This is a genomic window from Streptomyces sp. NPDC059897 (genome assembly GCF_042730865.1).
Taxonomy (GTDB): Bacteria; Actinomycetota; Actinomycetes; order Streptomycetales; family Streptomycetaceae; genus Streptomyces.
This window is the reverse complement of sequence record NZ_JBHWKQ010000008.1, coordinates 18,146-40,216: the sequence shown is the minus strand read 5'-3', so window position 1 is coordinate 40,216 and position 22,071 is coordinate 18,146. Positions and strand designations below refer to the sequence as shown.

Annotated in this window: 17 protein-coding genes; 9 read left to right on the top strand and 8 right to left on the bottom strand. The window is 71.7% G+C overall.

Features of this window, described 5'->3' with window-relative positions; genetic code table 11:
- Positions 1 to 15: 15 nt before the first annotated feature.
- The 6 genes from ACFV9W_RS11515 to ACFV9W_RS11490 are packed head-to-tail and all read right to left on the bottom strand — an operon-like array spanning position 16 to position 8,641.
- Positions 16 to 720: a hypothetical protein gene (locus tag ACFV9W_RS11515; protein ID WP_385758243.1), complete on the bottom strand. Its 705-nt coding sequence runs from the start codon at positions 718 to 720 to the stop codon at positions 16 to 18.
- Positions 721 to 768: 48 nt separating this feature from the next.
- Positions 769 to 2,979, bottom strand: a complete 2,211-nt coding sequence (locus ACFV9W_RS11510; RefSeq protein WP_385758680.1) for a glycoside hydrolase N-terminal domain-containing protein — start codon at positions 2,977 to 2,979, stop codon at positions 769 to 771.
- Complete coding sequence (locus ACFV9W_RS11505) at positions 2,979 to 4,991, bottom strand: beta-galactosidase (RefSeq protein WP_385758241.1); 2,013 nt, start codon at positions 4,989 to 4,991, stop codon at positions 2,979 to 2,981. Before ACFV9W_RS11505 ends, ACFV9W_RS11510 begins: the two co-directional genes overlap by 1 nt.
- Complete coding sequence (locus ACFV9W_RS11500; protein WP_385758238.1) at positions 4,988 to 5,923, bottom strand: carbohydrate ABC transporter permease; 936 nt, start codon at positions 5,921 to 5,923, stop codon at positions 4,988 to 4,990. Before ACFV9W_RS11500 ends, ACFV9W_RS11505 begins: the two co-directional genes overlap by 4 nt.
- A gap of 13 nt (positions 5,924 to 5,936) precedes the next feature.
- Positions 5,937 to 6,965 carry an ABC transporter permease gene (locus ACFV9W_RS11495; protein ID WP_385758235.1) on the bottom strand — a complete coding sequence of 343 codons (1,029 nt, stop codon included), beginning with the start codon at positions 6,963 to 6,965 and terminating at the stop codon, positions 5,937 to 5,939.
- Positions 6,965 to 8,641: an extracellular solute-binding protein gene (locus ACFV9W_RS11490; RefSeq protein WP_385758233.1), complete on the bottom strand. Its 1,677-nt coding sequence runs from the start codon at positions 8,639 to 8,641 to the stop codon at positions 6,965 to 6,967. The genes ACFV9W_RS11495 and ACFV9W_RS11490 overlap by 1 nt, the downstream gene beginning before the upstream one ends.
- A 225-nt stretch (positions 8,642 to 8,866) precedes the next feature.
- Between ACFV9W_RS11490 and ACFV9W_RS11485 the strand changes: the two genes are divergently transcribed.
- The 3 genes from ACFV9W_RS11485 (at position 8,867) to ACFV9W_RS11475 (ending at position 13,316) form a co-directional block, all read left to right on the top strand.
- Positions 8,867 to 11,686, top strand: coding sequence for a glycoside hydrolase family 3 C-terminal domain-containing protein (locus tag ACFV9W_RS11485; RefSeq protein ID WP_385758230.1), 2,820 nt, complete (start codon positions 8,867 to 8,869; stop codon positions 11,684 to 11,686).
- Positions 11,687 to 11,760: 74 nt separating this feature from the next.
- On the top strand, positions 11,761 to 12,468 hold the full coding sequence (locus tag ACFV9W_RS11480; RefSeq protein WP_385758228.1) for a DUF2470 domain-containing protein: 708 nt from the start codon (positions 11,761 to 11,763) through the stop codon (positions 12,466 to 12,468).
- Between the two features lie 11 nt (positions 12,469 to 12,479).
- Positions 12,480 to 13,316 (top strand): siderophore-interacting protein, encoded by an 837-nt coding sequence (locus ACFV9W_RS11475; RefSeq protein WP_385758225.1) that lies wholly within the window; start codon positions 12,480 to 12,482, stop codon positions 13,314 to 13,316.
- On the opposite strand, the gene ACFV9W_RS11470 is transcribed toward ACFV9W_RS11475, so the two are convergent.
- Positions 13,288 to 15,063 carry a glycosyltransferase family 2 protein gene (locus ACFV9W_RS11470; protein WP_385758222.1) on the bottom strand — a complete coding sequence of 592 codons (1,776 nt, stop codon included), beginning with the start codon at positions 15,061 to 15,063 and terminating at the stop codon, positions 13,288 to 13,290. The two genes, ACFV9W_RS11475 and ACFV9W_RS11470, sit on opposite strands and share 29 nt — an antisense overlap.
- A gap of 201 nt (positions 15,064 to 15,264) precedes the next feature.
- On the opposite strand from ACFV9W_RS11470, the gene ACFV9W_RS11465 reads away from it, so the two are divergent.
- Positions 15,265 to 16,188: an FkbM family methyltransferase gene (locus ACFV9W_RS11465; protein WP_385758220.1), complete on the top strand. Its 924-nt coding sequence runs from the start codon at positions 15,265 to 15,267 to the stop codon at positions 16,186 to 16,188.
- Between the two features lie 7 nt (positions 16,189 to 16,195).
- On the opposite strand, the gene ACFV9W_RS11460 is transcribed toward ACFV9W_RS11465, so the two are convergent.
- The gene (locus ACFV9W_RS11460; RefSeq protein ID WP_385758217.1) at positions 16,196 to 17,470 is read right to left on the bottom strand and encodes an MFS transporter; all 1,275 of its coding nucleotides are present in this window, start codon (positions 17,468 to 17,470) and stop codon (positions 16,196 to 16,198) included.
- 146 nt (positions 17,471 to 17,616) lie between these two features.
- Between ACFV9W_RS11460 and ACFV9W_RS11455 the strand changes: the two genes are divergently transcribed.
- The 5 genes from ACFV9W_RS11455 to ACFV9W_RS11435 all read left to right on the top strand — a co-directional run bounded on the left by ACFV9W_RS11455 (position 17,617) and on the right by ACFV9W_RS11435 (position 22,027).
- Complete coding sequence (locus tag ACFV9W_RS11455; protein ID WP_385758213.1) at positions 17,617 to 18,486, top strand: alpha/beta fold hydrolase; 870 nt, start codon at positions 17,617 to 17,619, stop codon at positions 18,484 to 18,486.
- A 260-nt stretch (positions 18,487 to 18,746) separates the two neighbouring features.
- Positions 18,747 to 19,055 (top strand): hypothetical protein, encoded by a 309-nt coding sequence (locus ACFV9W_RS11450; RefSeq protein WP_385758210.1) that lies wholly within the window; start codon positions 18,747 to 18,749, stop codon positions 19,053 to 19,055.
- Between the two features lie 25 nt (positions 19,056 to 19,080).
- Positions 19,081 to 19,734 (top strand): IclR family transcriptional regulator, encoded by a 654-nt coding sequence (locus ACFV9W_RS11445; protein WP_385758207.1) that lies wholly within the window; start codon positions 19,081 to 19,083, stop codon positions 19,732 to 19,734.
- A 150-nt stretch (positions 19,735 to 19,884) separates the two neighbouring features.
- Positions 19,885 to 21,138, top strand: coding sequence for a CaiB/BaiF CoA transferase family protein (locus ACFV9W_RS11440; RefSeq protein ID WP_385758204.1), 1,254 nt, complete (start codon positions 19,885 to 19,887; stop codon positions 21,136 to 21,138).
- Position 21,139: 1 nt separating this feature from the next.
- The gene (locus ACFV9W_RS11435) at positions 21,140 to 22,027 is read left to right on the top strand and encodes a hydroxymethylglutaryl-CoA lyase (RefSeq protein WP_385758201.1); all 888 of its coding nucleotides are present in this window, start codon (positions 21,140 to 21,142) and stop codon (positions 22,025 to 22,027) included.
- Positions 22,028 to 22,071 lie beyond the last annotated feature (44 nt).

Here is a 22,071-nt window from a genome sequence, read left to right as displayed (position 1 = left end):
GAGGGTCCGGCGGTGTCAGCCGCCGGACACCTTGAAGCTGTTCGTCGTGAAGTTCAGTCCGCCGGACGACGACGTGATCTCGTAGCCGAACTGCACGTCACCGATGGTCACATCGCCCCACCAGCCCTTGGTGTCCTTGATCCATTTGAGGATCGGCAGGATGTTCACCGTGCCGGACGTGGAGTCCGAGGTCCGCAGGAACGAATAGACCGCGTTGGCGCCGTTGTCGCCGTTGTAGACGCTCCAGGTGTGACCGCCGAGCGTGAGAGTGCCCTGCGAGGTGCCGAGCGGACCGACGGCGCCGTTGTAGTTCATCCAGAGCATGACCTCGTGGTCGTACGCGCTGTCCCAGATGTCGTACGAGGTGTTGTACGCGCCCGAGGCCGGCACGCTCACGTTGTAGCTGCTGGTCAGCGACGTGAGCGAGCCGAGCCGCCGGTTCACGATCCTCTTTGCGTTGGGGTAGGACTTGATGCCGCCCGTGTTCGGGTGGTTCGCCCACACGCCCCAGTTCGAGGCGGAGTTGGCCCAGATCGACTGCGGGCCCGCGCCGGAGCCCCAGATGTTGTTGTAGAGGATGTAGCCGTCCGGGGTGGTGTAGTTGCCCCACTGGTCGGACGAGGACCACACCGCCGCCCGCGCGGGCGCGGAGGCGAGGCCGAGCAGTGCCCCGGCCGCGAGGGCGGAACCGAGGAAGGTGCGTCTGGTGGAGGGTGCCATGGTGTGCCTTTCCATGTCCGGTGGTGCCTGGTGGGGGTGTGGGTCGAACTACCGTGTGCGCACGGTCAGTTCGTGGTCCTCGCCGGACTTCAGGCGCAGTCGCCCGGTGTCGTCGGCGGGGGTCTTGAGTTCCAGGTCCGCGTCCCGGTCCGGCCGGATGCGCGCCGTGCACCGGCCGCCGCCCCACCGCAGATCAACCCGCGCCCCGAACCGCGTGCGCAGGCCCCGCACCGCACCCCGCCGCCACTCGCCGGGCAGCGCGGGCAGCAGTACCAGGCGCTCGGGCGTGGACTGCAGGAGCGCCTCCGTGACCAGCGCGGGCAGGGTGTGCGCGGCGTCCGCGTTGTAGACGTCGCGGCGCGGATAGTGCGCGCTCATCAGTGAGGTGTGGAAGTAGTCGCCGGTCAGGACGTGGCGCAGGCAGTCCGCCACCCGTGGCGCGTCGCGCAGTCGGGCCGCGATCAGGGCGTGGTGCAGGTGCCCGTGCGCGGAGTCGTTCTCTGTGCCGCGCAGCTCAAGGGCCCGCCGCGCCGCCTTCGCCAGGTCCGGGGTGTCGTACGGGGTGATGTCGTGGTGCGGCCACACCGGGTACAGGTGGCTGAGGTGCCGGTGGTCGTAGGTGTCGTCGAGGCCCGGCCACGCCCACTCGGTCAGCGCCCCGTCCTCGCCCACCCGGTAGTCGGGGAGCCGCTCGGCCAGGGCTGTCCAGCGGTCGCCGTCGGGGCCCGGGTGCCAGGCGGCGGCGGTGCGCAGCGCGTGCCGGGCCGCCGCGATGTCCATGGTGGCGTCGACGGTGCCCCAGCTCGCGTTCGCGGGCCGGTTCTCCGGGGAGTAGGAGGGCACGATCGCGATCCGCCCGTCGGGCCCGGACCGGGTCAGGAAGTCCTCGTAGAAGACGGCGAGTTCGGTGACGGCGGCCGCGAGCCAGGCGGGCCGCTCGCCGGTGGCCTCGGACTGTTCGAGCAGCGGTGTGAGCAGCCAGTCGGCGCCCGCCGTCCACAGGTGCATCGGGTAGGCGCGCTGGTAGTGGTACGCGTGCCCCGACTCGCCATCGGTGTGCGCGGGGGCGACGATGCCACGGGCGCCGAAGATCATCCGCGCGTTGTCCCGCCAGTGCGCCAACTGCCCCTGGATGAGCGCTCCTTGGGCGTTCACTGTCTCGGGCAGGTCGCAGGCGACCGCCGACGCCGTCTGGAGGTTCAGGTTCGCGTCCGTGGTGAACGCGCCCGACCAGGCCGTGTCCCACTCGCCGGTCCACAGCCCGGTCAGTCGGGGCGGCAGGGCGCCCGAGGAGCTGAGCAGGTGGTAGCGGCCGGCCGCGAACAGCCGCTCCAGGAGGGCCGGGCTCTGCGGCCGTTCCAGCAACTCGCGGCCCGGCAGGCCGCGTTGGTGGCGCGGCGCGTCGAGCTCGAAGGTGACCCGTTCGTAGGCGGGGCGGTGCAGGGCCTCATGGCGGGCGAGGAGGGTGTCGTACGTCGCGTCGGTGGACCCGCCCGCGTCGACCAGGTCGGCGAGCGTGCCGGCTTCGGACGCCGTGTCCAGCTCCCCAGTGTGCCTGCGCACCCTCGTGAGGAGCAGCAGCCCGCTCGTGCCCTCGACGCGCAGCCCCGTTCCGCCCACGGAGGTGACCCCGCCGCGCACCAGGGCGAGCGTCACCCCGGTGAAGCGGAGGCCGTCGTCCGGGTAGCGGCAGGCCAGTGTGAGCCGGGCGCCGCGCGGGCCCAGGACGACGCCGCGGCCGATGCCGAGGCGGGCCGGGACGCCGCTGAGCCGCGGGTCGAGCGACACCTCGCCGACGAGTCCGGCGCCGGTCACGTACTGCACGACCACGTCGTCCGCCCGCGACACGAACACCCGGGAACGCCAGGCCCCGCACCGCGCCTCGGCCACCCCCGTCGCGAAGTCGACGGCCCGCCGGTAGCCGTGCCCCACGCCGTCGTCCCGCACGAAGCGGACCTGGAACGCCGGGTGGAACGCGCGCACCGAGCGCAGCGGCCGCCCGTCCGTGAACCGCTCGGCCGCCGTCACGTCACCGGCGAGCAACCGGTCCTGGAGGGCGGCGAGTTCGTGGGCGAGCGCGGGCGGCCCCGGCTGCGGGCCGCCGTCCGGGCGGACCAGGCCGTGATGGGTGACGACGACCCGGTCGTCGCGCGGATCGCCGAAGGCCAGCGCGCCGTGCCGGCCGTTGCCGCACAGGTAGCCGTCCTCCCAGCGGCCGGCGGGCGCGGTCTCCCACGTGCCGTGCGGATGCTCGGGGATCACCGGGACCCCACACCCCGCGCCGCCGGATCCAGGACGGCGACGCCGAACCGGCCCAGCGTCACCGACCCCTCGGCCCGCGCCCCGGTCAGCAGGTCCCGCCCGCCGTCCGCGAGCGGGACCGTCACCTCCTGTCGCCCGTGGTTGAGCAGGAACAGCAGCTCCCCGCGACGTACGGCCTCCACACCTGCGGGGAGGCCGGGCAGTGGAGGCCGTACGCCCGCTTCGAGGGCCGCGTCCGCGAGCAGTGCGCGCAGGTCCTCCGGCCGCGGGAGTGTGGACAGGTAGCGGGCGCGGCCGCGGCGCAGCGCGGCGGGCAGCCCGTCGAGCTCGCCGCCGCGGTAGGCGGCCGTGACCTCGGCGTCGGTCGCCGGGGTCAGCTCCTCCGACCACAGCGTGCCGGTGAAATCGCCGCAGTCAATGGTCTCCGCGGGATCCAGCGGCCACCATTCGTGCAGCACCCGGATGCCGAACAGCTCGCGCAGCCGGGCGTCCATGCCCCCGGGCCGCACCCGGTCGTCCGCGTCGGCGATCCCCGTGAAGAACCCGCACACCAGCGACCCGCCGCCGCGCACGTACGCCACCAGGTTGTCGATCGCCGCGTCCGTCAGCAGATACAGCTGCGGCACGACCACCAACTTGTAGCCGGACAGGTCGTGTTCGGGGTGTGCGAAGTCGGCCGTGAGGTGCGCCTCCCACAGCGCCCGGTGCCAGGCCCGCACCACCTCCTCGTACGAGACGTGCGCCGACGGCCTGCCGTCCTGGCTGCCGGCCCACCAGGAGTGCCAGTCGTGCAGCACGGCGACCTCGGCGGTCAGGCGCGTGCCGGCGACCGCAGGGCCGAGCCGGGCGAGGTCCGCGCCGATCCGCTCGACCTCCGCGAACGACCGGCCCGCCGGGCCCGCGTGCCCGAGCATCGCCGAGTGGAACTTCTCCGCGCCCTGCCGGGACTGGCGCCACTGGAAGTAGCAGACGGCGTCGGCGCCGCGCGCCACGGACTGCAGCGACAGGAGGCGGTTCAGGCCGCGCGGCTTGGGGGAGTTGAGCGGGCGGAAGTTCACGGCGCCCGCCGCCTGCTCCATCAGCATCCACGGACGTCCGCCCGCCTGGCCGCGTGTCATGTCGGCGAGCATCGCGTTGTACTGCCCGGCCAGCGGGTCGCGCGGATCCGGGTACACGTCGACGGACACGACGTCCTCGTGCCGCGCCCACTCCCACGCGTCCTGCCCGGTCCACATGGGCATGAAGTTGGTCGTCACCGGGATGTGGTCGGGCGTGTGGCGGCGCACGAGGTCGCGCTCGGCGACGTAGCAGGCGAGGAGCGCGTCGGACGTGAAGCGGCGGAAGTCGAGGAGCTGCGCCGGGCCCCGCAGGTATTGGGCGCGGCGCGGCGGGATCACGTCCTCCCACGTTTCCAGGTGCTGGCCCCAAAAGGCCGTACCCCAGGCCGTGTTGAGCGCGTCGAGTGTGTCGTACTTCGTGTGCAGCCAGTCGCGGAAGGCGCGCGCGGACTCCTCGCCGTGGTCGAAGGTGCAGTACTCGTTGTTGATGTGCCACATGCGCAGGGCCGGGTGGCGGCCGTAGCGCTCGGCCAGGTCCTCGGTGATCTCGGCAGCGTGCCCGCGGTACGTGGCGGAGGAGTGGGCGAAGTGCTGGCGCGAGCCCCACCACACGGTGTGCCCGTCCTCGTCGCGCGGCAGCGTGTCCGGGTGCAGGCGGCCCAGCCAGGGCGGCGGGGACGCGGTCGGGGTGGCGAGGACGACGCCGATGCCGTGCGCGTGCAGCAGGTCGAGGAGCCGGTCGAGCCAGCCGAACTCGCGGGCACCGGGGCGCGGTTCGAGCCTGGCCCACGCGAAGACGCCGACCGTGACCGAGTTGACCCCGGCCGCCTTCATCAGCCGGACGTCCTCGGCCCACACCTCCTCGGGCCACTGCTCAGGGTTGTAATCGCCGCCGAACAGCAGCCGCCCGTCACGGACGAAGCCCCGGTCGTGGTCCCGGCCGCGGCTCACCCCTTCACCGCCCCGATGAGCATCCCCTTCTTGAAGTGCCGCTGCACGAACGGGGAGGCGACCGCGACCGGCGCGAGGGCCAGCACCATCATCGCCATCTGCAGCCCGAGCGCGGAGAGTTCACCCGCGTTGACCGCCTGGCTCAGGCCCGTCGGCAGCGCCGAGTTCTTCTGCACGAGCTGCATCAGCACGTTCTGCAGCGGCAGCTTCGCCGGATCGTCGATGTAGATCATCGCGTTGAACCAGGCGCTCCAGTACGCGACGGCGTAGAACAGCGAGATGACGGCGACGACCGCGCGGGACAGCGGCAGCACGATCGTCCACAGGATCCGCAGGTCGCCGGCCCCGTCGATGCGGGCGCTGTCCGTCAGCTCCTGCGAGATGTTCATGAAGAACCCGCGCAGCACCAGGATGTTGAACACGCTCACCGCGCTCGGCAGGATCAGCGCCAGATAGCTGTCGGTCAGACCGAGCGTCTGCACCAGCAGATACGTCGGGATGAGCCCCGCGCTGAAGAACATCGTCGTCATCAGCGCCATCAGCAGCGCCCGGTGCGCGAACGAGCCCGGCCGGGACAGTCCGTACGCGGCGAGGACCGACACCCCCATCGAGAAGACCGTGCCGACGCCGGTCACCCCGAGCGAGACCAGCATGGCCCGGCTGACCTGGCCGCCGCCGAGCAGCTCCTGGTAGTTGACGAAGGTGATCGCCTCGGGCCACAGCACCAGGCCGCCCGCCGAGTCGATGACGTGCCGCGGCGACAGGCTCGTGACGACCACCACCCACAGCGGCCCCAGTACGGCGACGCAGCACACGGCGAGGATCAGGCCCTTGGCGCCGAGGCCCGCCCTGGTCGGCGGCTCCTCCCACACCGGGCGCTCGGGCGCCTGCCACCGCGCGCTCGGGCGCGGGCGTTCGACGGTGACGCTCATGTCTCGTCCACCTTCACTTCTTGTAGACCCCCTGCTCGCCGAGGAGATGGGCGAACTTGTTGGCCGCCAGGACCAGACAGATCCCGACCACGCCCTTCACCAGGCCCACCGCCGCCGCGTAGCTGAAGTCGCCGTGCTGGATGCCGGTGCTCCACACATACGTGTCGAGCACTTCGGAGGCGCCCGCGCCCACCGCCCTGCGCTGCAGCAGGATCTGTTCGAAGCCGACGGTGAGCGCGTCGCCGACGCGCAGGACGAGCAGCAGCGCGATCACCGGGCGCAGCGCGGGCAGCGTGACGTGCCACATGCGGCGCCAGCGGTTCGCGCCGTCCATCGCCGCCGCCTCGTACAGCTCGGGGCTGACGGAGGCGAGGGCCGCGAGGAAGACGATGATGCCCCAGCCGGCGTCCTTCCAGACCATCTGCGCGGTGAGCAGGTACTTGAAGATCCCGGCGTCCGTCATCAGGTCGAAGCCGTCGACGCCGTGGTCCTGGAGGAGCTGCGCGATGAGCCCGGCGCCGCCGAACATCTGCTGGAAGACGGTGACGACGAGCACCCAGGAGAAGAAGTGCGGCAGATAGAGGATGGCCTGCGACAGGGCCCGCACCCGCGGCCTGAGCACGCTGTTGATGAGCAGCGCGAGCGCGATCGGCACCGGGAAGAACAGCAGCAGCTGGATGACGAAGAGGACGAGGGTGTTCTGCAGCGCGTTCCAGAAGTCGGAGTCCTCGACCATCTTCTGGAACTGTTCGAGCCCCACCATCGGCGAGTTCAGGATCGCCGTGACGCCGTTGGTGGAGACGTACGGGTTGTAGTCCTGGAACGCGACGACGTTGCCGAGCAGCGGCGCGTAGTTGAAGACCAGCAGCAGGGCGATGACCGGCACGGTCATGAGGACGAGCGTCCGGTCGCGGCGCAGCCTGGTCCGCCAGGTGGTGCCGTCCGCCGGGCGGGTCCCGCCCTTGGCGCGGCGGCGCGCGCGGCCCCGGTCCGCCCCGTCGGCGGGGGCGGTGCGGGGCGGGCGCTCGGTCTGCAGCGCCATCAGGCGGCGCCGTTCTCGTCGAGGAGCTTCTTGTACCAGTCGCGGAGCTTGTCGCCGCCGCGCGACTTCCAGTCGCTGATCGCCTGCTGGACGTCGCCGAGTGACTTGTTTCCGCGGACGTAGTCGTCCTCCAGCTGCTCGAACTTGTCCTCAAGGGTGGCGTACCGGGACGGCTCGACGATCGTCATGCCGTAGAACGGCGACTTGGTGACGAACGCGCCCATCCGCTGCTGCCACTCGCACATCGCCGTCGTGACCTCGGGCAGGTCCGGGTAGGCGAAGAAGGGGGCCGGGCCCGACAGCATCTGCCAGGTGTTGAGGGCCTGCGCGTTGCCCTTCTTGGTCTTGGTCGGGACGCCGTCCTCGACCGTGAAGTGGGTGCCCTCCTCGCCGTAGTAGGCGAGCATGTGCTCCTTGGTGCCCACCGGCGCGGCCGCGTAGTTGGCGGCGGCCAGCGCGTTCTTCACGGTCTCCTTGGGCGCGTTCTTGCGGACGAACGCCCACACGTTGGCCGGGGTGCCCGCGAACAGCTTCGGGTCGCCGCCGTCGTGCCCGAAGATGTCCATCGCGGCCATCTCGAAATCGGGGAACGCCTTGCTGCCGCGCATCTCCGCGCTCTTGCCGTACCAGGCGGTGATGTCGGCGTTGTACATCATGACCTTGCCGCTGGTGAAGCGGAGCGCCCCGTCGCCGGTCTGCGCCTTGGCCTCGGGGTGCACGACCCCGGCCGCGTACAGCTTGCGGGTCCACTCCAGCGCTTCCAGGTACTCGTCGGTCTCCAGGCGCTTGACGAGCTTCTTTCCCTCCAGCTTCCAGCCGAGCGCCTTCTCGCTGCCGCCGAGCGAGCCGAAGAAGTTGAAGGCCGACCACTTCATGTCGTCGCAGCCGTACACCCCCGCCTTCTTGGCTGTCATCTCCTTGGCGAGGTCGAAGAACTCCTGCGCCGACTTCGGCGGCTCCCAGCCCTTCTTGTCGAAGAGGTCCTTGCGGTAGAAGGGCGCGATGTTCGGGATGTACGCGTACGGGTACGGGATGCCGCGCAGCTTGCCGCCGAAGATGCCGCGCCGCCAGGCGTCCGCCGGGATCGCCGCGAGGTTCGGGTAGTCGCGCACCTTGCTGCCGGCCAGATACGGGCCGAGGTCCATCATCTTCGCGACGAGCGCGGCGGGGATCTTCCCCGACAGCTCCCAGCCGGGCACGATCAGCACGTCGGGCAGTGAGCTGGAGGCCAGCACGGCGCCGATCTTCTCGCCGTAGGTGTTGCCGTCCTGGTTCTGCCAGCCGACCCGCACCCCGGAGGCCTCGTTGAGCGCGGTGTAGTACTCGCAGTCGGCCTTCGGCGGCGGCCCCCAGAACGGAGCCATGATCTTCACCTTGGCCCCGGTGCCGAGCTTCTTCGGCACGGACGTCTCCAGCTTCGCGAGGTCCACCTTGCCGGTGAAGCCCACGCAGGAGCCGTTCTTCGACGCGATGTCGGGCGTGCCGATGGCGCGGGCCGCGTACGTCGGAAGGAGCTTCTTCGCCGACTTCCCGGAGGTCGTCCCCTCGCCCGTCTCGGCGGCGCCCCCGCACGCGGTGAGCAGGGGCACGCCGCCGGCCACGGCAGCGGCGGCGACCGCGGTGGAGGCGAGGAAGCTTCTGCGACCGGGGCCGGTGGAGGGGGAGTTCGGCGTCATGGGAGCAACCCTTCGGGGGATTACGCGTCGCGCAGATGTCGAAGCGCTTCGATGTTGCCGTGACATTAAGGGAGCGCTCCCATGGCCACAAGACGCGTGCGTCACATTCCTGAACGCGCTTTTCACGCTGCGTACTTGACACCTGGTCACCGCAGTACCGAGCATCGAAGCGCTTCGAACAGGCTCCGCCCCCTCCGACTTCTCCTCCGGCCAAGGGACGCGCACGTGACCGAAAGATCTCCGCTCCGCCCCGGCTCCGCCGCCCCCGACGGCAAGCGCGTCGACGAGCTCCTCGACCGCCTCACGCTCGACGAACGCCTCGCGCTCCTGCACCAGTTCACGCCCGGCGTCCCGCGCCTCGACCTCGCCGCGTTCCGCACCGGCCAGGAGGCGCTGCACGGCGTCGCGTGGATGGGGGAGGCCACCGTCTTCCCGCAGGCGGTCGGCCTCGGCGCCACCTGGAACGACCGGCTGCTGCACCGGATCGGCGCCGCCGTCTCGTCCGAGGCGCGCGCCATGCGGGAGCGCGACGACCGGGTCGGCCTCAACGTCTGGTCGCCCGTGGTGAACCTGCTGCGCAACCCGCTGTGGGGCAGGAACGAGGAGGGGTACGCCGAGGACCCGCACCTCACCGCCGCCATCGCCGCGGCGTACACCCGCGGCCTGCGCGGCGACCACCCCGAGTACTGGCGCACGGCCCCCGTCCTCAAGCACTGGCTCGCCCACAACAACGAGACGGACCGCGACACCTCCAACGCCTCCGTGCGCCCGCGGGTGCTGCACGAGTACGACCTCCGTGCGTTCCGGCGGCCCGTCGAGGCGGGCGCCGTGGCCGGTGTCATGCCCGCCTACAACCTCGTCAACGGCCGCCCCAACCACGTATCGCCGTACCTGCGCGAGCAGTTGCGCACCTGGACCGGCCAGGAGCTGCTCGTCTGCTCCGACGCGGGCGCGCCCAGCAACCTCGTCGACTCCGAGCACTGCTTCGACACCCATGAGGAGGCCGTCGCCGCCGCCCTGCTCGCGGGCGTCGACAGCTTCACCGACCACGGCACCGACTCCTCGATCACCGTCGGACGGCTGCGACGCGCCTACGACCAGGGGCTGATCTCCGAGGCCGACATCGACGCGGCCGTGCGCAGGCAGCTGGAGGTGCGGGCCCGGCTCGGCGAGTTCGCGGACACCGAACCCTTCGACGGGGCTTGGGAGTTCGACACCGACGCCCATCGCGCGCTCGCCCAGGAGGCCGCCGAGCAGGCGATCGTGCTGCTCAAGAACGACGGCCTGCTGCCGCTCGGCGCGGACACCCGGATCGCGGTCGTCGGCCCGCTCGCGGACGAGTGCAAGACGGACTGGTACAGCGGCACCCCCATCCGCCGCTCGACACCCCTCGACGGGCTGCGGGAGCGGTTCGGTGCGGAGCGTGTCACGTACGCGGAGGGGGTCGACCGGGTGCGGCTGCGGTGCGCACAGGGGTGGGTGTGCGTGCCCGAGCACGCGGACACGGCGGACGACCGGGAAGCGATAGCCCTCGACCCCGCGCTGATCGCGGGCCGCACCGACCTGCCCCCGCTGTACGCCTCGCCGTCCGCCGACGGCACCGAACTCGCCCTGGCCGACTGGGGATCCGGCGTCCGCACGCTCCGCGCGCCGGACGGCCGCTACCTCTCCGTCGCCGACGACGGCCTCGTCCGGGCCTCCGCCCAGGCGCCCGGCGGCTGGGTCGTCCAGGAGACGTTCACGCTCGAACCGCACGGGAGCGGACACCTCCTCAAGCACGCCGGAACGGGTCGGTACGTGTCGGTCGCCGCCGAAGGCCTGAAGGTTGCCGACCAGGGCACGGTTTTCGAGATCGACGTCGTGGAGCGCGGCACCGACGTCGTCGCAGGGGCCGCCGCCGAAGCGGACGTGGTGCTGGTCTTCGCCGGCAACGACCCGCACATCAACGGCCGCGAGACCGAGGACCGCACGACCCTCGAACTTCCGCCGCAGCAGGTCGAGTTGTGGCGTACGGCCCGCGCCGCCAACCCGCGCACGGCCCTCGTCCTGGTCTCCTCGTACCCGTACGCCGTCCCCGATGCGGATGCCGAACTGCCCGCCCTGCTGTGGACCGCGCACGGCGGCCAGGCCGCGGGCCGCGCGCTCGCCCGCGTCCTCGCAGGAGACGTGAGCCCGGCGGGACGGCTCCCGCAGACCTGGTACGCGGCCGATACCGACCTGCCCGACCTCCTGGACTACGACATCATCGGCTCGCGCCAGACGTACCTCTACTTCGAGGGCGCCCCGCTCTACCCGTTCGGACACGGCCTGTCCTACGCGCGGTTCACCTACGACGCGCTGTTCGTGGCGCGCCCGGACGACGACACGGTCGAGGTCACCTTCACCGTCACCAACACCGGGGCGCGCACGGCCGACGAGGTGCCGCAGCTGTATCTGCGCGCCGTGGACACCGCCGTGCCGCGCCCGCGCCGACAGCTCGCCGGATATCGCCGCATCACCCTCGGGGCCGGGGCTTCGGAGCGGGTCACCTTCCGTGTCCCGGTCGCCGAGTTCGGCCACTGGGACGTCGCGCGTGGCCGATGGGGCGTCATGGGCGGGCTCTACCAGCTGCTCGTCGGCGCCTCCAGTGAGGACATCCGCCTCACGGAGACCCTGCACCTGGCCGGCGAGAAGCCGGTGCCGCGCCCCGTCCTCGCCGATGGCATCGACCCGGCGACGTACGACGAGGGGAGCGACCGCATCGAGATCGTCGACCGCGCGAAGACACACGGGGACGCGGTGACGGGGGAGGGTGAACTCCTCTACCGTGACTGCGACTTCGGCGCCGACGGTGTCTCGGCGGTCCGGCTCGACGTCGCGGGCGAGGGGGTCGTGGAGGTGGGGGACGGGTGCCGCGTCGAGGTGGCGGCGACCGGCGGCCCGTACGCGTACGTCACCGTGGACGCCGCCTTCGAGGCGGTGGGGGTGTGCGAGCTGCGGGTTCGGATCGGCGGCGGGGTGCGGCTCGGGCGCATCACTCTCGTGAGGCGGGGGACCGGTGAGTGACGGAGGAGGGCCCCGGGGGTGACACCACATCCCACGCATGAGTAAGGTGAGCCTTACCTAAGTTTGGAGTGGAGATGGTCAACCCAGTGGCGCACCAGGAGCTCACCCCCGCCGAGCGGGCGCGGACGATCCTCGCCGCGGCCGACACCTTGACCCTGACCCTGACCACCGCGACCGAGGCCCGGCTGCGGCTCGACTGCGTGGGCCTCTACGCCGTGGACGCCGCGTCCCGGCTGGTCCTGCTCGACCCCGCCGACGATCGGCTGACCGAGGCGCTCGGCACGGCGCCGCACTCGGGCCTCGCCGCGTACGCGGAGTTCACCGACGTGGCCCCCGTCGTCGTACGCGACCGGGTGCGCGCCCGCCTCGCCTTCAGCGGACGCCTCGGGAACGCGGGCCCCGACACCCTGGTGTTCCGCCCGGCGCGGGCCGCGTTCGCCGAGGACGACGCGGTGCGCGTGCTCGACATGACGGAACTCGCGGCGGCGGCGCCCGACCCGCTGGCCAAGGTCGAGGCGGAACTGCTCTCGCACCTGGACACGGGCCACGCCGACCTGCTCGTCCAACTCGTCGAGCTGGCCGGGGACCTGGACCTGTCGGACGTGGCGGACATCCGGCCCGTACGCCTCGACCGCAAGGGCCTCGTCCTGCGCCTAGAACGCGCCGCCCTGGAACACGAGGACGTCCGCATCGCCTTCCACGCTCCCGCGGTCGGCCCCCACGAGGTGGGCCACCGCATCCAGGAACTCCTCGACGTCGCGGCCGCCCGCGCGCACCGCTGAACGGAGGCGCCATGCAGCGCGGCAACCTCACCGCCACCCGCGTCAAGCCCGATGCGGCACGCCCCCTGCGCCTGCGCGTCCTGCGCGGCGAACAGATCTCGCCGCACTTCGTCCGGGTCACCCTCGGCGGCGGCGACATCGCGGACTTCCGGCCGATGGGCTACGACCAGTGGTTCCGCCTCTTCCTCCCGACGGGGCCCGACGCGGACGCCTCGCTCGGCCGGGTCCCGGACCGGCTGACCACGGCCAGCTATCTGAAACTCCTCGGCGGGTCCAAGGAGAGCCGCCCCGTCCTGCGCAACTACACGGTCAGCGCCCACCGTGCCGAAGGATCCCAAGGGCCGGAACTGGACGTCGACTTCGTGCTCCACGGGCACGGCGACGAGGGTGCGGCCGGACCCGCCGCGACCTGGGCGCGCCACTGCGAGCCCGGCGACCCCGTCGTCCTCTTCGACGAGGGGACCGGCTTCAACCTCCCCGAGGGCGTCCGCCGCGTGGCCCTCGCCGCCGACGAGTCGGGCCTGCCCGCGCTCGCCGGAGTCCTCGCCTCACTGCCCGCCGACACCACGGGCTGGGCCCTCGCGGAAGTGCCGACGCCCGAGGACCGCCGGAAACTCACGGCGCCGCCCGGCGTCGAGGTCGTGTGGGTCGACCGGGGCGACAGGGCGGCCACGTCCGTGCCCGGCGCGGCCGCACTGGAAAGAGCCCGTCAACTGGCGCTCCCCGACGGCCCGTTGTACGGCTGGGCGGTCGGGGAGTCGGGTCTCGCCACCGGAGTGCGCCGGCACTGGGTGGCTCAGGGTGTGCCGAAGGACCGCATCATGTTCTGCGGCTACTGGAAACGCTGAGCGCCTGAGCGTGAGCCTGCGCCTGCGCCCGCCTGGCGCGCCGCAGTTCCTCCAGCGCAGCCGAGACCGGAGCCGGCCGTCGGCCGAGCGAGGTGAGGCGCCGGTACCCGTCGCGCAGCGCCACGTATGCGGCGGCGGGGAGCACCCGGCGCAGCACCGGCACCGCCGCCTTCGCGACACCGTGCAGGGGGTGCTTGGGGGCGGTCGCGGTCCGCTTCCGCTCGGCCGCCGCGGGCTTCTCCGCGCCCGGCACGGAGACCTCCACCCCCGACAGGCGCGGTGAACTGAGCCAGCCGCCCACGTTCAGGCGCAGACACACGTGCCAGACGCCGGGGTCGAGGGGGCCGGAGATCTCGTCGACGCCGGTGGGGTCGATGGTGCACTCCGTCGTCCAGTGCATCTCCCACAACTCGGGGTCCGCCTCGTGCGGTGTGGGCCGCAGCGTGGACGTCCCGGTCGTCACGACGAGCTGGGTGCCGCCTGCCTTGTGGTGCACGAGGCCCTGCGCCTTGGCCTTCTTGAGTGGCTGCGTGAAGTCGAGCGCGGGGTCGAGCCCGCCCAGACCGTCCAGGGGAGCGGGCGGCTGCCACGTCCAGCGCACCCGCTTCTTGCCGGACGGCGCCGTGTCCACCGTGCGGCGGAACAGCAGCGGGCTGCTCTCGCCCGTCTCCGGATCGGTCCGCACCAGCGACGTGCGCGTCCGCACATGCAGCGCCCCGTCGCGCCAGTCCGCCCGCTCGACGTGCGGGCGGTGCCCGACCCCGCTCTCGAACCGGGTGTAGGCCTGGATGCCCTCGTGATCGCCGGAACGGCACAGGCGGGAGAGCACGCGAAGGCGCTCCGGCAGATGGCGGTCCACGGCGTTCGGCAGCTCGGCGGCGAGATCGATGACCTCCTGCCGCCAGGCCGCGCGCCGCTCCTCGTCCTGCCCGAGGAAGCCCTTGCCGGTCAGCCGCTTCAGCGCCTTGCTGCCGTACCAGTTGGCGGTGAACCGGTGCCGCAGCTCGTCGTCCGACACCCGGGTGTCCGGGGCGTGCAGCAGCGCGATGATGCGCCGCACCGAGCCGATGTAGGGAGCGGGCTCGATGGGGGTGTAGCTGATGTTGTGCTTGCCGTTGCGGTGCCGCACCCAGTGGTAGGTCGTGTAGTCGGGCACGGTGCTGACCTGCTTGGCCAGCAGATAGGCACGCAGCGTGAACAGATGGTCCTCGAGCCGGACCCGGCCCTCCTCGAAGCGCAGGTCGTGGTCGAGGAGGAACTGGCGGCGGAACAGCTTGTGGACGGTCATGCTGCCCAGCAGCACCGGGTTCTCGCGCACGGAACCCCGCTCCAGCGGCCTGGCGAACGGGGCCCGCGGGGCGCCGCGACCGTGTCCCGCCATGCGCCCGATCACGATGTCCGCGTCGGTGTCCTTGGCGCACGCGTAGAGCCGCTCCAGCGCCTCGGGCGCGAGCCAGTCGTCGTCGTCGACGAAGTGCACGTACTCGCCGCGCGCGCGGTCGACGCCGGTGTTGCGGGGGCGTCCGGGCCAGCCAGAGTTGCTCATCGGGACGACGTGCATGTTCTTCTCGTCCGCCAATTCCCTCTGCAGGAACGCGACGGTGTCGTCGGTCGAACCGTCGTCGACGTAGAGAACTTCGAAGTCCGTGCGGGGCATGGACTGTTTCCGCAGTGCGGTGAGGCCCACCATCAGGTCTTCGCCGGTGTTGTGGGTCGGAATGATAACCGTGACTTTTACGGGGGTCATGTAGGTGTGTCAATCCGTGCGCTCGGACCAGTTCCGAGGAGAGGGCTCGTAACCTAGCAGCGTTTATTTCCTTCGAAGGGAACGCACCTCCATGGTCACATCGCGATACGAATATCGCACGGAGTACCCCGGGTCACTGTTTTGAGTGACGTGGGCCGGGCCCTGCCGGGGTTCCGCGTCAACTCTGCGACGGTGTCGGCCATGGCTTCTCTGTACCGGACACTGCTGAACGGCCTCTCCCGGACCGGGGCCCAGATCATCGACCTGGCCCCCGGGGCGGCGGTCCTTGTGCACCGGCGCCATGGCACGTGGACCAGCACCGACCTCGGGGGCGGCGTCCATCTCGTGGTGGACCAGCGGAAGTCGGGGGCGCCGGAGCGGGATTTCCAGAAGGCGGCGTCCGACTATCTCTGCAGCCGCCACGTCGCCGAGATGCTCGACCACTACGGAGTGAACTGCGTATTCGACGTGGGCGCGAACGTCGGACAGTACGGAAAGCGGCTGAGGCAGTCCGGATACAAAGGCCGAATTGTATCATTCGAGCCCGTTCCGCGCTTCCTGGAGAAGCTGCGGGAGCGTTCCGGCGACGATCCGGACTGGCATGTCTTCCCGTGCGGGCTCGGCCGTTCGGACGAACTGCGGCCCATGCACGTCGAGTGGAACACCATGAACTCGCTGCTTTCCCCGAGCGACTACGGGAACGCGGCGTACAAGCGATTCACGAAGGGCCGCACGGAGGAAATCCAGGTGTGCCGCCTCGACGGCCTCATGGACCAGGCCCTCGCCGGCATCCCGGACCCGCGCCCCTACCTCAAGATGGACACGCAGGGCTACGACCTGGAGGTCTTCGCCGGGGCGGGGAAGCGCGCCGACGACTTCGTGGGCCTGCAGTCGGAGGTCGCGCTCCTGCGGCTCTACGAGGACAGCCCGCGCATGGAAGAGGCCCTGGCCGTCTACGAGGAGCGCGGCTTCGAGGTCACCGGCATGTATCCGGTGACCCGCGAGAAGAACACCGGCCGGGTGCTCGAGTTCGACTGCGTGATGATGCGCGCGGCCGAGGCCCCCGCGCCCGTACCGGAGGACCGGGAGCGCCCGGCAGCCGCCGGACAGGGAGCCGGCGGCTGAACCGCGCTCAGCGGTCGAGCTCCCGGTGCGCGCTCTCCGGGAGCCGCAGGTACACCACCGACGACACGAGGCACAGCACGGCCACGTACCAGGGGAAGAGCCCGCTGTGTCCGAGGTCCTTGAAGAGCGTGCCCATGTACGGCGCCGTGCCGCCGAACAGCGCCACCGTCAGCGAGTAGGGGAAGCCGATCCCGGCCGCCCGTACCCGCGCCGGGAACACCTCCGCGTTGACCGCCGCCGAGATCGAAGTGAAGCCGGTGAGCAGCACCATGCCGGCGCACTGCGCGAACAGCAGCGAGGCGAAGGAACCCGTCAGCGAGTGCAGCAGCGGCACGCTCAGCAGCGCGAACCCGAGCCCGAAGAACAACAGCAGCGGCTTGCGGCCGAAGCGGTCCGAGAGCATCCCGCCGACCGGCTGCAGCAGCGCGAAGAACGCCAGCGAGATCGTGCCCGCGGTCAGCGCCTGCGACTTGTCGATGCCGGTGTTCAGCTCCGCGTACGTCGGCAGGTACGAGGTCCACGTGTAGTACGCAAGGGTGCCGCCGGCCGTGATGCCGCAGATCAGCAGCGACTGCCGCGGGTACTGGCGCAGCGCGTCGAAGAGCCCCGGCCGTTCATGGCCCTCGCTGCGCGTCTCCTGCGCCCCCTGCCGGATCCAGAACCCGACGAGGCTGAGCACCGCCCCCGCGAGGAACGGCACCCGCCACCCCCAGCCGTCCATCTGCCCCTCGGCGAGCGTCGCCACGAGCACCGCGGCGACACCGGACGCGAGCAACTGCCCGATGGACGTGGACACATACTGGAACGACGAGAAAAGACCGCGCCGCCCCGGCCCCGCCGACTCCACGAGAAACGTCGTCGACGCCGCGAACTCCCCGCCCACGGACAGCCCTTGAAGCAGCCGGGCGAGCACCAGCACGACGGGCGCGAGCACTCCCACGGACGCGTACGTCGGCGTGATCCCGACCAGCAGACTGCTGCCACCCATCAACAAAATGGTCACCGTCAACGCGGTCCGCCGCCCACGCCGGTCGGCGACCGCCCCCATCAACAGCCCGCCCACCGGCCGCATGAAGAAGCCGACCGCGAACACCGCGAAGGTGGCGAGCAGCGGAACGAGCGAGTTGTCGGCACTCTTCGGAAAGACCTGGTCGGCGATGTACGTCGCCAGGAAGGTGTACGCATACCAGTCGTACCACTCGACGGCGTTGCCGACGGAGGCGGCGAGGAGCTGTCGGAGGGGGTGAGCGGGTGGGGCCGCTGTGGTGGTCGTCTGTGTCATGAGCCTGACGCTAACCTCGGAAACCCCCAGCTCACACGCGGTTTGACGGAGTCGAAACAATCAGTCAACCAGGCCGCCCCGGCGTGGCCGACCGGCTGTGCCTGCCGCGCCGATGAGTTTGCGGGACCGGGCCGGTCTGCACAGGTATGAAGACTCACACGCTCACGACACCCGACGCAGACCTCGTCTATGACGTTCGCGGGCCGTTGCCGACCGCGGATGGGCGCCCGCCGTTGCTCATGATCGGGCAGCCCATGGACGCCACGGGCTTCGCCGCGCTCGCTGCGCGCTTCTCCGAGCGGACCGTTGTCACCTATGACCCGCGCGGGCTTGGTCGAAGCACTCGCAAGGACGGGCGGGTCGACCAGGCGCCGGAGGTCCAGGCCGGCGACGTACACGCCGTCGTCGAGGCGCTCGCGGCGGGGCCGGTCGAGATGTTCGCCAGTAGTGGCGGGGCGATCACCGCGCTCGCGGTCGTGGCGAAGTATCCCGAGGACGTGACCACCCTGGTCGCGCACGAGCCGCCGCTCATCACCCTCACCCCGGACGGCCCCGCGGCCGTGCGGGCGCGGGCAGGAGTCCGGGACGCCTACGAGAAGCGCGGCTGGGGAGCCGGGATGGCCGCGTTCGTGAGCATGACCTCGTGGGAGGGAGAGTTCACCGACGCGTACTTCACACAGCCGGAGGCTGATCCCGCCGCGTTCGGGCTGCCCACGGAGGACGACGGCTCACGTGACGACCCGTTGCTGTCCGACCGGGCCTGGGCGGTCAGCAGCTACCGGCCGGACGCCGCCGCGATCGCCGCCGCGCCGACCCGTGTCGTGATCGCCGTGGGCGAGGAATCCGTGGGCCTGCTGACCGGGCGCACTGCTGTCGCGACCGCCGAACTGCTCGGGCAGCAGGTGGCCCTATTCCCGAGCCACCACGGCGGCTTCTGCGACGGGGAGTTCGGATACCCGGGGAAGCCCGACGAGTTCGCGCATCGACTGCGGGAGGTCCTCGACGGTGCCGCGTGAGCTGCCGCTGACCTGGGCGGATTTCCCATTCGAAGTACTCGGGCCCCGGTCATCATGAGAGATGGGTGCGCGCGGCTGGCTGCCTTGGGGATGTCGGCCCTGAGCGCGGCAGCCCTCCTCGCCGCGCGGCGCAGCAGGGACGAGGAGCCTCCCGGCCTCGACGCGACGCCCGCGCGGCACGACGGGCAGGGGCCCGGTCGGGCGGGCCGGAGTGAGCGGCCCGCTACGGTGGACTTCATCAACTGCGGGGAGGACACGTCATGTTGTTCGCGGCCGAGAAGGGCGACATCACCACGATCATCGGCGGTATCGCCCCCGACTGGGGTCCGTTCGGTTCCCTGGGGGGTGAGGCCCGCACCATGGTGCAGGTCGTCATGGCGGTGGCGATCCTGATCTGCCTCGCCCTCGCCATCTGGGGCGCCGCCAAGCAGCGCATCGGCGCCACCGCGCTGCGCGACACCTTCAGCGCCGAGCAGGGCAAGGGGCTGATCGTCGCCGGACTGACCGGCGTGTTCATCATCGGCTCGCTCGGCACCGTCTTCACCATCGTCTACGGCATGGCCCTCTGACCCGCGCCCGGTTAAGGTCCGGTCCGTGACGGAACGGCAGGTGGACGCGGCGGCGACCCTGGTCACCGGGGTCGGTGTGCTCGACCGGGTGATCGCGATACTCGACACGGTCGAGCGTGCGCCCATGGGGGCGAGCGAACTGGCCCGGCACCTCGGCCTGTCGGTTCCGACCGCCCACCGGCTCACCGGGGCGATGGTCCGGCACGGGCTGCTGCGGCGCGACGGCGAGGGGCACCTGCACCCCGGGGAGCGGTTCGCGGTGTCCGCGCTGTCCGGCGCTGCCGAGCCGGTCCTCGAGGAGCTGCGCGGCGAGACCGGGGAGACGGCCCAGGTGTGGGTGCGCCGTGGTGAGGACCGGCTCTGTCTGCTCACCCTCGACTCGCGGGCGGAGCTGCGCGCCACCTTGCCCGCGGGCACCCGGCTGCCGCTGGCCGACGGGGGTTCGGCGGCGGAAGCCCTCGAAGGCGGCGTCGCCGGTGACTGGTACGAGAGCGTGTCGGGGCGCACCCCGGGGCTCTGCTCGGTGAGCGCGCCCGTCCTCCTGCACGGCGAGGCCGTCGCCGCCGTGTGTCTCGCCGCACCGGTCGCGCGCGTGGGCGACGCGGGCCCCGGGAGGCTGTACGGCCCGCGCGTCGTGGCCGCCGCGACGCGCATCGAGCGGGCCCTCGCCACGCGCTGAGGCCGCCCTCAACCACGTACGTTCCCGAGGGACTTGTTGCGCGGCCCCTTGCCCGCGCCGGTCCGCGCCCTTACGGTCACCGGGCCAGCTTCTCGTAGATTGAGCAGCGATACTCAATATATGAGAACCGCTCCGTGAAAGGACTCACGAGTGACGGTCGAGACCACCAGTGCGCACCGCGCGGCCACGGGCGTCGATTCCCTGCCGCTGTCCGGCATCCGGGTCCTCGAACTCGGCAATTTCATCGCGGCCCCCTTCGCCGCCCGGATCTTCGCCGACTTCGGCGCCGAGGTCATCAAGGTCGAACGCCCGGGAAGCGGCGACGAGTTGAGGGGCTGGCGGCGCAGCCGGGGCGACACCTCGATGCTGTTCCGCACCATGGCCCGCAACAAGCGCTCCCTCACCCTCGATCTGCGCAGCGACGAGGGCCGGGCCACCGCCCTCGACATCGCCGCGCGCTGCGACGTCGTCATCGAGAACTTCCGCCCCGGCACCCTCGAACGCTGGGGGCTCGGCCCGGACACCCTAACCACCGCCAACCCCGACCTCGTCGTCGTACGGATCTCCGGGTACGGGCAGACCGGCCCGTACCGCGACCGGGCCGGATTCGGCGGCGTGGCCGAGGCGTTCGGCGGCCTGCGGCACGTCACCGGCTACCCGGACCGCGACCCGGTCCGCCCCGCCGCCCCCGTCGGCGACACCCTCGCGGGACTGTACGGCGCGGTCGGCGCCCTGATGCTGCTCCTCGGCCGAGCCCGCGGCCAGCGGCACGAGGGGCCGCGGGTGGCGGACGTCGCGCTGTACGAGTCGGTGTTCATGGCGATGGAGTCGCTGATCCCGGACTACGACGCGTACGGCACGGTCCGCGAGCGCACCGCGGGGAATCTGCCGGGCGTCGTCCCCAGCGGCAGCTACCCGACCCGGGACGGCGGCACCGTCATGATCGCGGGCAACGCCAGCGGCGTCTTCGCCCGCCTGATGACCCTCGTCGGCCGCCCCGACCTGGGCGCGGACCCCGCGCTCGCCGACGGCTCCGCCCGGGACGCCCGCGAGCCCGAACTCAACGGCGCCATCAGGGAATGGACCGCTCAGCGCACCGTCGCCCGGGCCGTCGACGAGCTGAGCGAGGCGGGGGTTCCGGCCGGGCCCGTGTACGACGCCGAGGACATCACCCGCGACCCGCACTACGCGGCGCGCGGCATGCTCAACCCGCTCAAGGTCGACATCGACGGCGAAGAGGAGGAGATCCGCTTCCCCGGCGTCGTACCCAAACTGCCCGGAGCGCCGGGGGAGACACGGTGGGCGGGCCCCGCCCTTGGCGCGCACACCGAGGAGGTCCTGGGCTCGCTGCTCGGGTACGACGCGGCACGGATCGCCGGGCTGCGCGAGCGGAAGGTGATCTGACATGGCGGCCACGTCCCCCGAGGTGCTGCTCACCGATGTCGTCCTGCGCGACGGGCTCCAGGACGAGCCGGTGCTCGTGCCCGTATCCGACCGGATCGCCGTTGCCGAGGCGCTGGCCGCCGCGGGCCTGCGCTCGATGGAGGTCGCCTCCGTCGTGAACCCGGCCCGTGTGCCGCAGATGGCGGGTGCAGAGGAGATGATCGCGGGCCTGCCGTCCGACGGCCCCGTGCGGCACCGTGTGCTCGCCCTGAACGCGCGCGGTGTCCACCGCGCGCTCGCGGCGGGGGCGCGGGACATCACCGTGGTGGCATCGGCGGGCCGGGGGCACAGCCGCGCCAACGCGGGACGTGACACCGCCGAGGCGCTGGCGGGGATCGCCGACGCGGTCGCGCGGGCCACCGCCGACCACCCCGATGTCGTCTTCACCGGTGGTGTGTCGACGGCGTTCGTGTGTCCCTTCGATGGCGAGGTGTCGCCCGGTCAACTTCAGTACGTGGTCGGCGAGTTCGTGGCCATGGGAGTCGCCGAAGTGGGGCTCGCCGACACACTCGGCACCGCCGCACCCGCACATGTCATGCGCTCACTCAACGCGGTGCGGGACGCCTTCCCCGACACCGGGTTCGGCCTGCACCTGCACAACGCCCACGGCCAGGCCCTGGACACCGTGGACGCCGCCCTCGACGCAGGAGTCACCCGCTTCGACTCCGCGGCGGGCGGCTACGGCGGCTGCCCCTTCGCCCCCGGCGCCCACGGCAACCTGGCGACCGAGGAACTCGTGGCCCACCTCCACGCCCGCGGCGTCCGCACCGGCATCGACGAAGCCGCGCTCGCCGAGGCCATCGCCCTGGTCCGGGCCTGCCTGGCCCGCGCCGAACCGCTCGCGGCCTGAACCGCACCAACAGCCAGACCCTTCTTCAACCTCCGCACACCAAG

Excerpts from the sequence above, each read along its gene's own strand:
- ACFV9W_RS11515 (WP_385758243.1), bottom strand. The coding sequence starts at position 720 with ATGGCACCCTCCACCAGACGCACCTTCCTCGGTTCCGCCCTCGCGGCC.
- ACFV9W_RS11500 (WP_385758238.1), bottom strand. The coding sequence starts at position 5,923 with ATGAGCGTCACCGTCGAACGCCCGCGCCCGAGCGCGCGGTGGCAGGCG.
- ACFV9W_RS11495 (WP_385758235.1), bottom strand. The coding sequence starts at position 6,965 with ATGGCGCTGCAGACCGAGCGCCCGCCCCGCACCGCCCCCGCCGACGGG.
- ACFV9W_RS11490 (WP_385758233.1), bottom strand. The coding sequence starts at position 8,641 with ATGACGCCGAACTCCCCCTCCACCGGCCCCGGTCGCAGAAGCTTCCTC.
- ACFV9W_RS11480 (WP_385758228.1), top strand. The coding sequence starts at position 11,761 with ATGGTCAACCCAGTGGCGCACCAGGAGCTCACCCCCGCCGAGCGGGCG.
- ACFV9W_RS11475 (WP_385758225.1), top strand. The coding sequence starts at position 12,480 with ATGCAGCGCGGCAACCTCACCGCCACCCGCGTCAAGCCCGATGCGGCA.
- ACFV9W_RS11470 (WP_385758222.1), bottom strand. The coding sequence starts at position 15,063 with ATGACCCCCGTAAAAGTCACGGTTATCATTCCGACCCACAACACCGGC.
- ACFV9W_RS11465 (WP_385758220.1), top strand. The coding sequence starts at position 15,265 with ATGGCTTCTCTGTACCGGACACTGCTGAACGGCCTCTCCCGGACCGGG.
- ACFV9W_RS11460 (WP_385758217.1), bottom strand. The coding sequence starts at position 17,470 with ATGACACAGACGACCACCACAGCGGCCCCACCCGCTCACCCCCTCCGA.
- ACFV9W_RS11455 (WP_385758213.1), top strand. The coding sequence starts at position 17,617 with ATGAAGACTCACACGCTCACGACACCCGACGCAGACCTCGTCTATGAC.
- ACFV9W_RS11450 (WP_385758210.1), top strand. The coding sequence starts at position 18,747 with ATGTTGTTCGCGGCCGAGAAGGGCGACATCACCACGATCATCGGCGGT.
- ACFV9W_RS11435 (WP_385758201.1), top strand. The coding sequence starts at position 21,140 with ATGGCGGCCACGTCCCCCGAGGTGCTGCTCACCGATGTCGTCCTGCGC.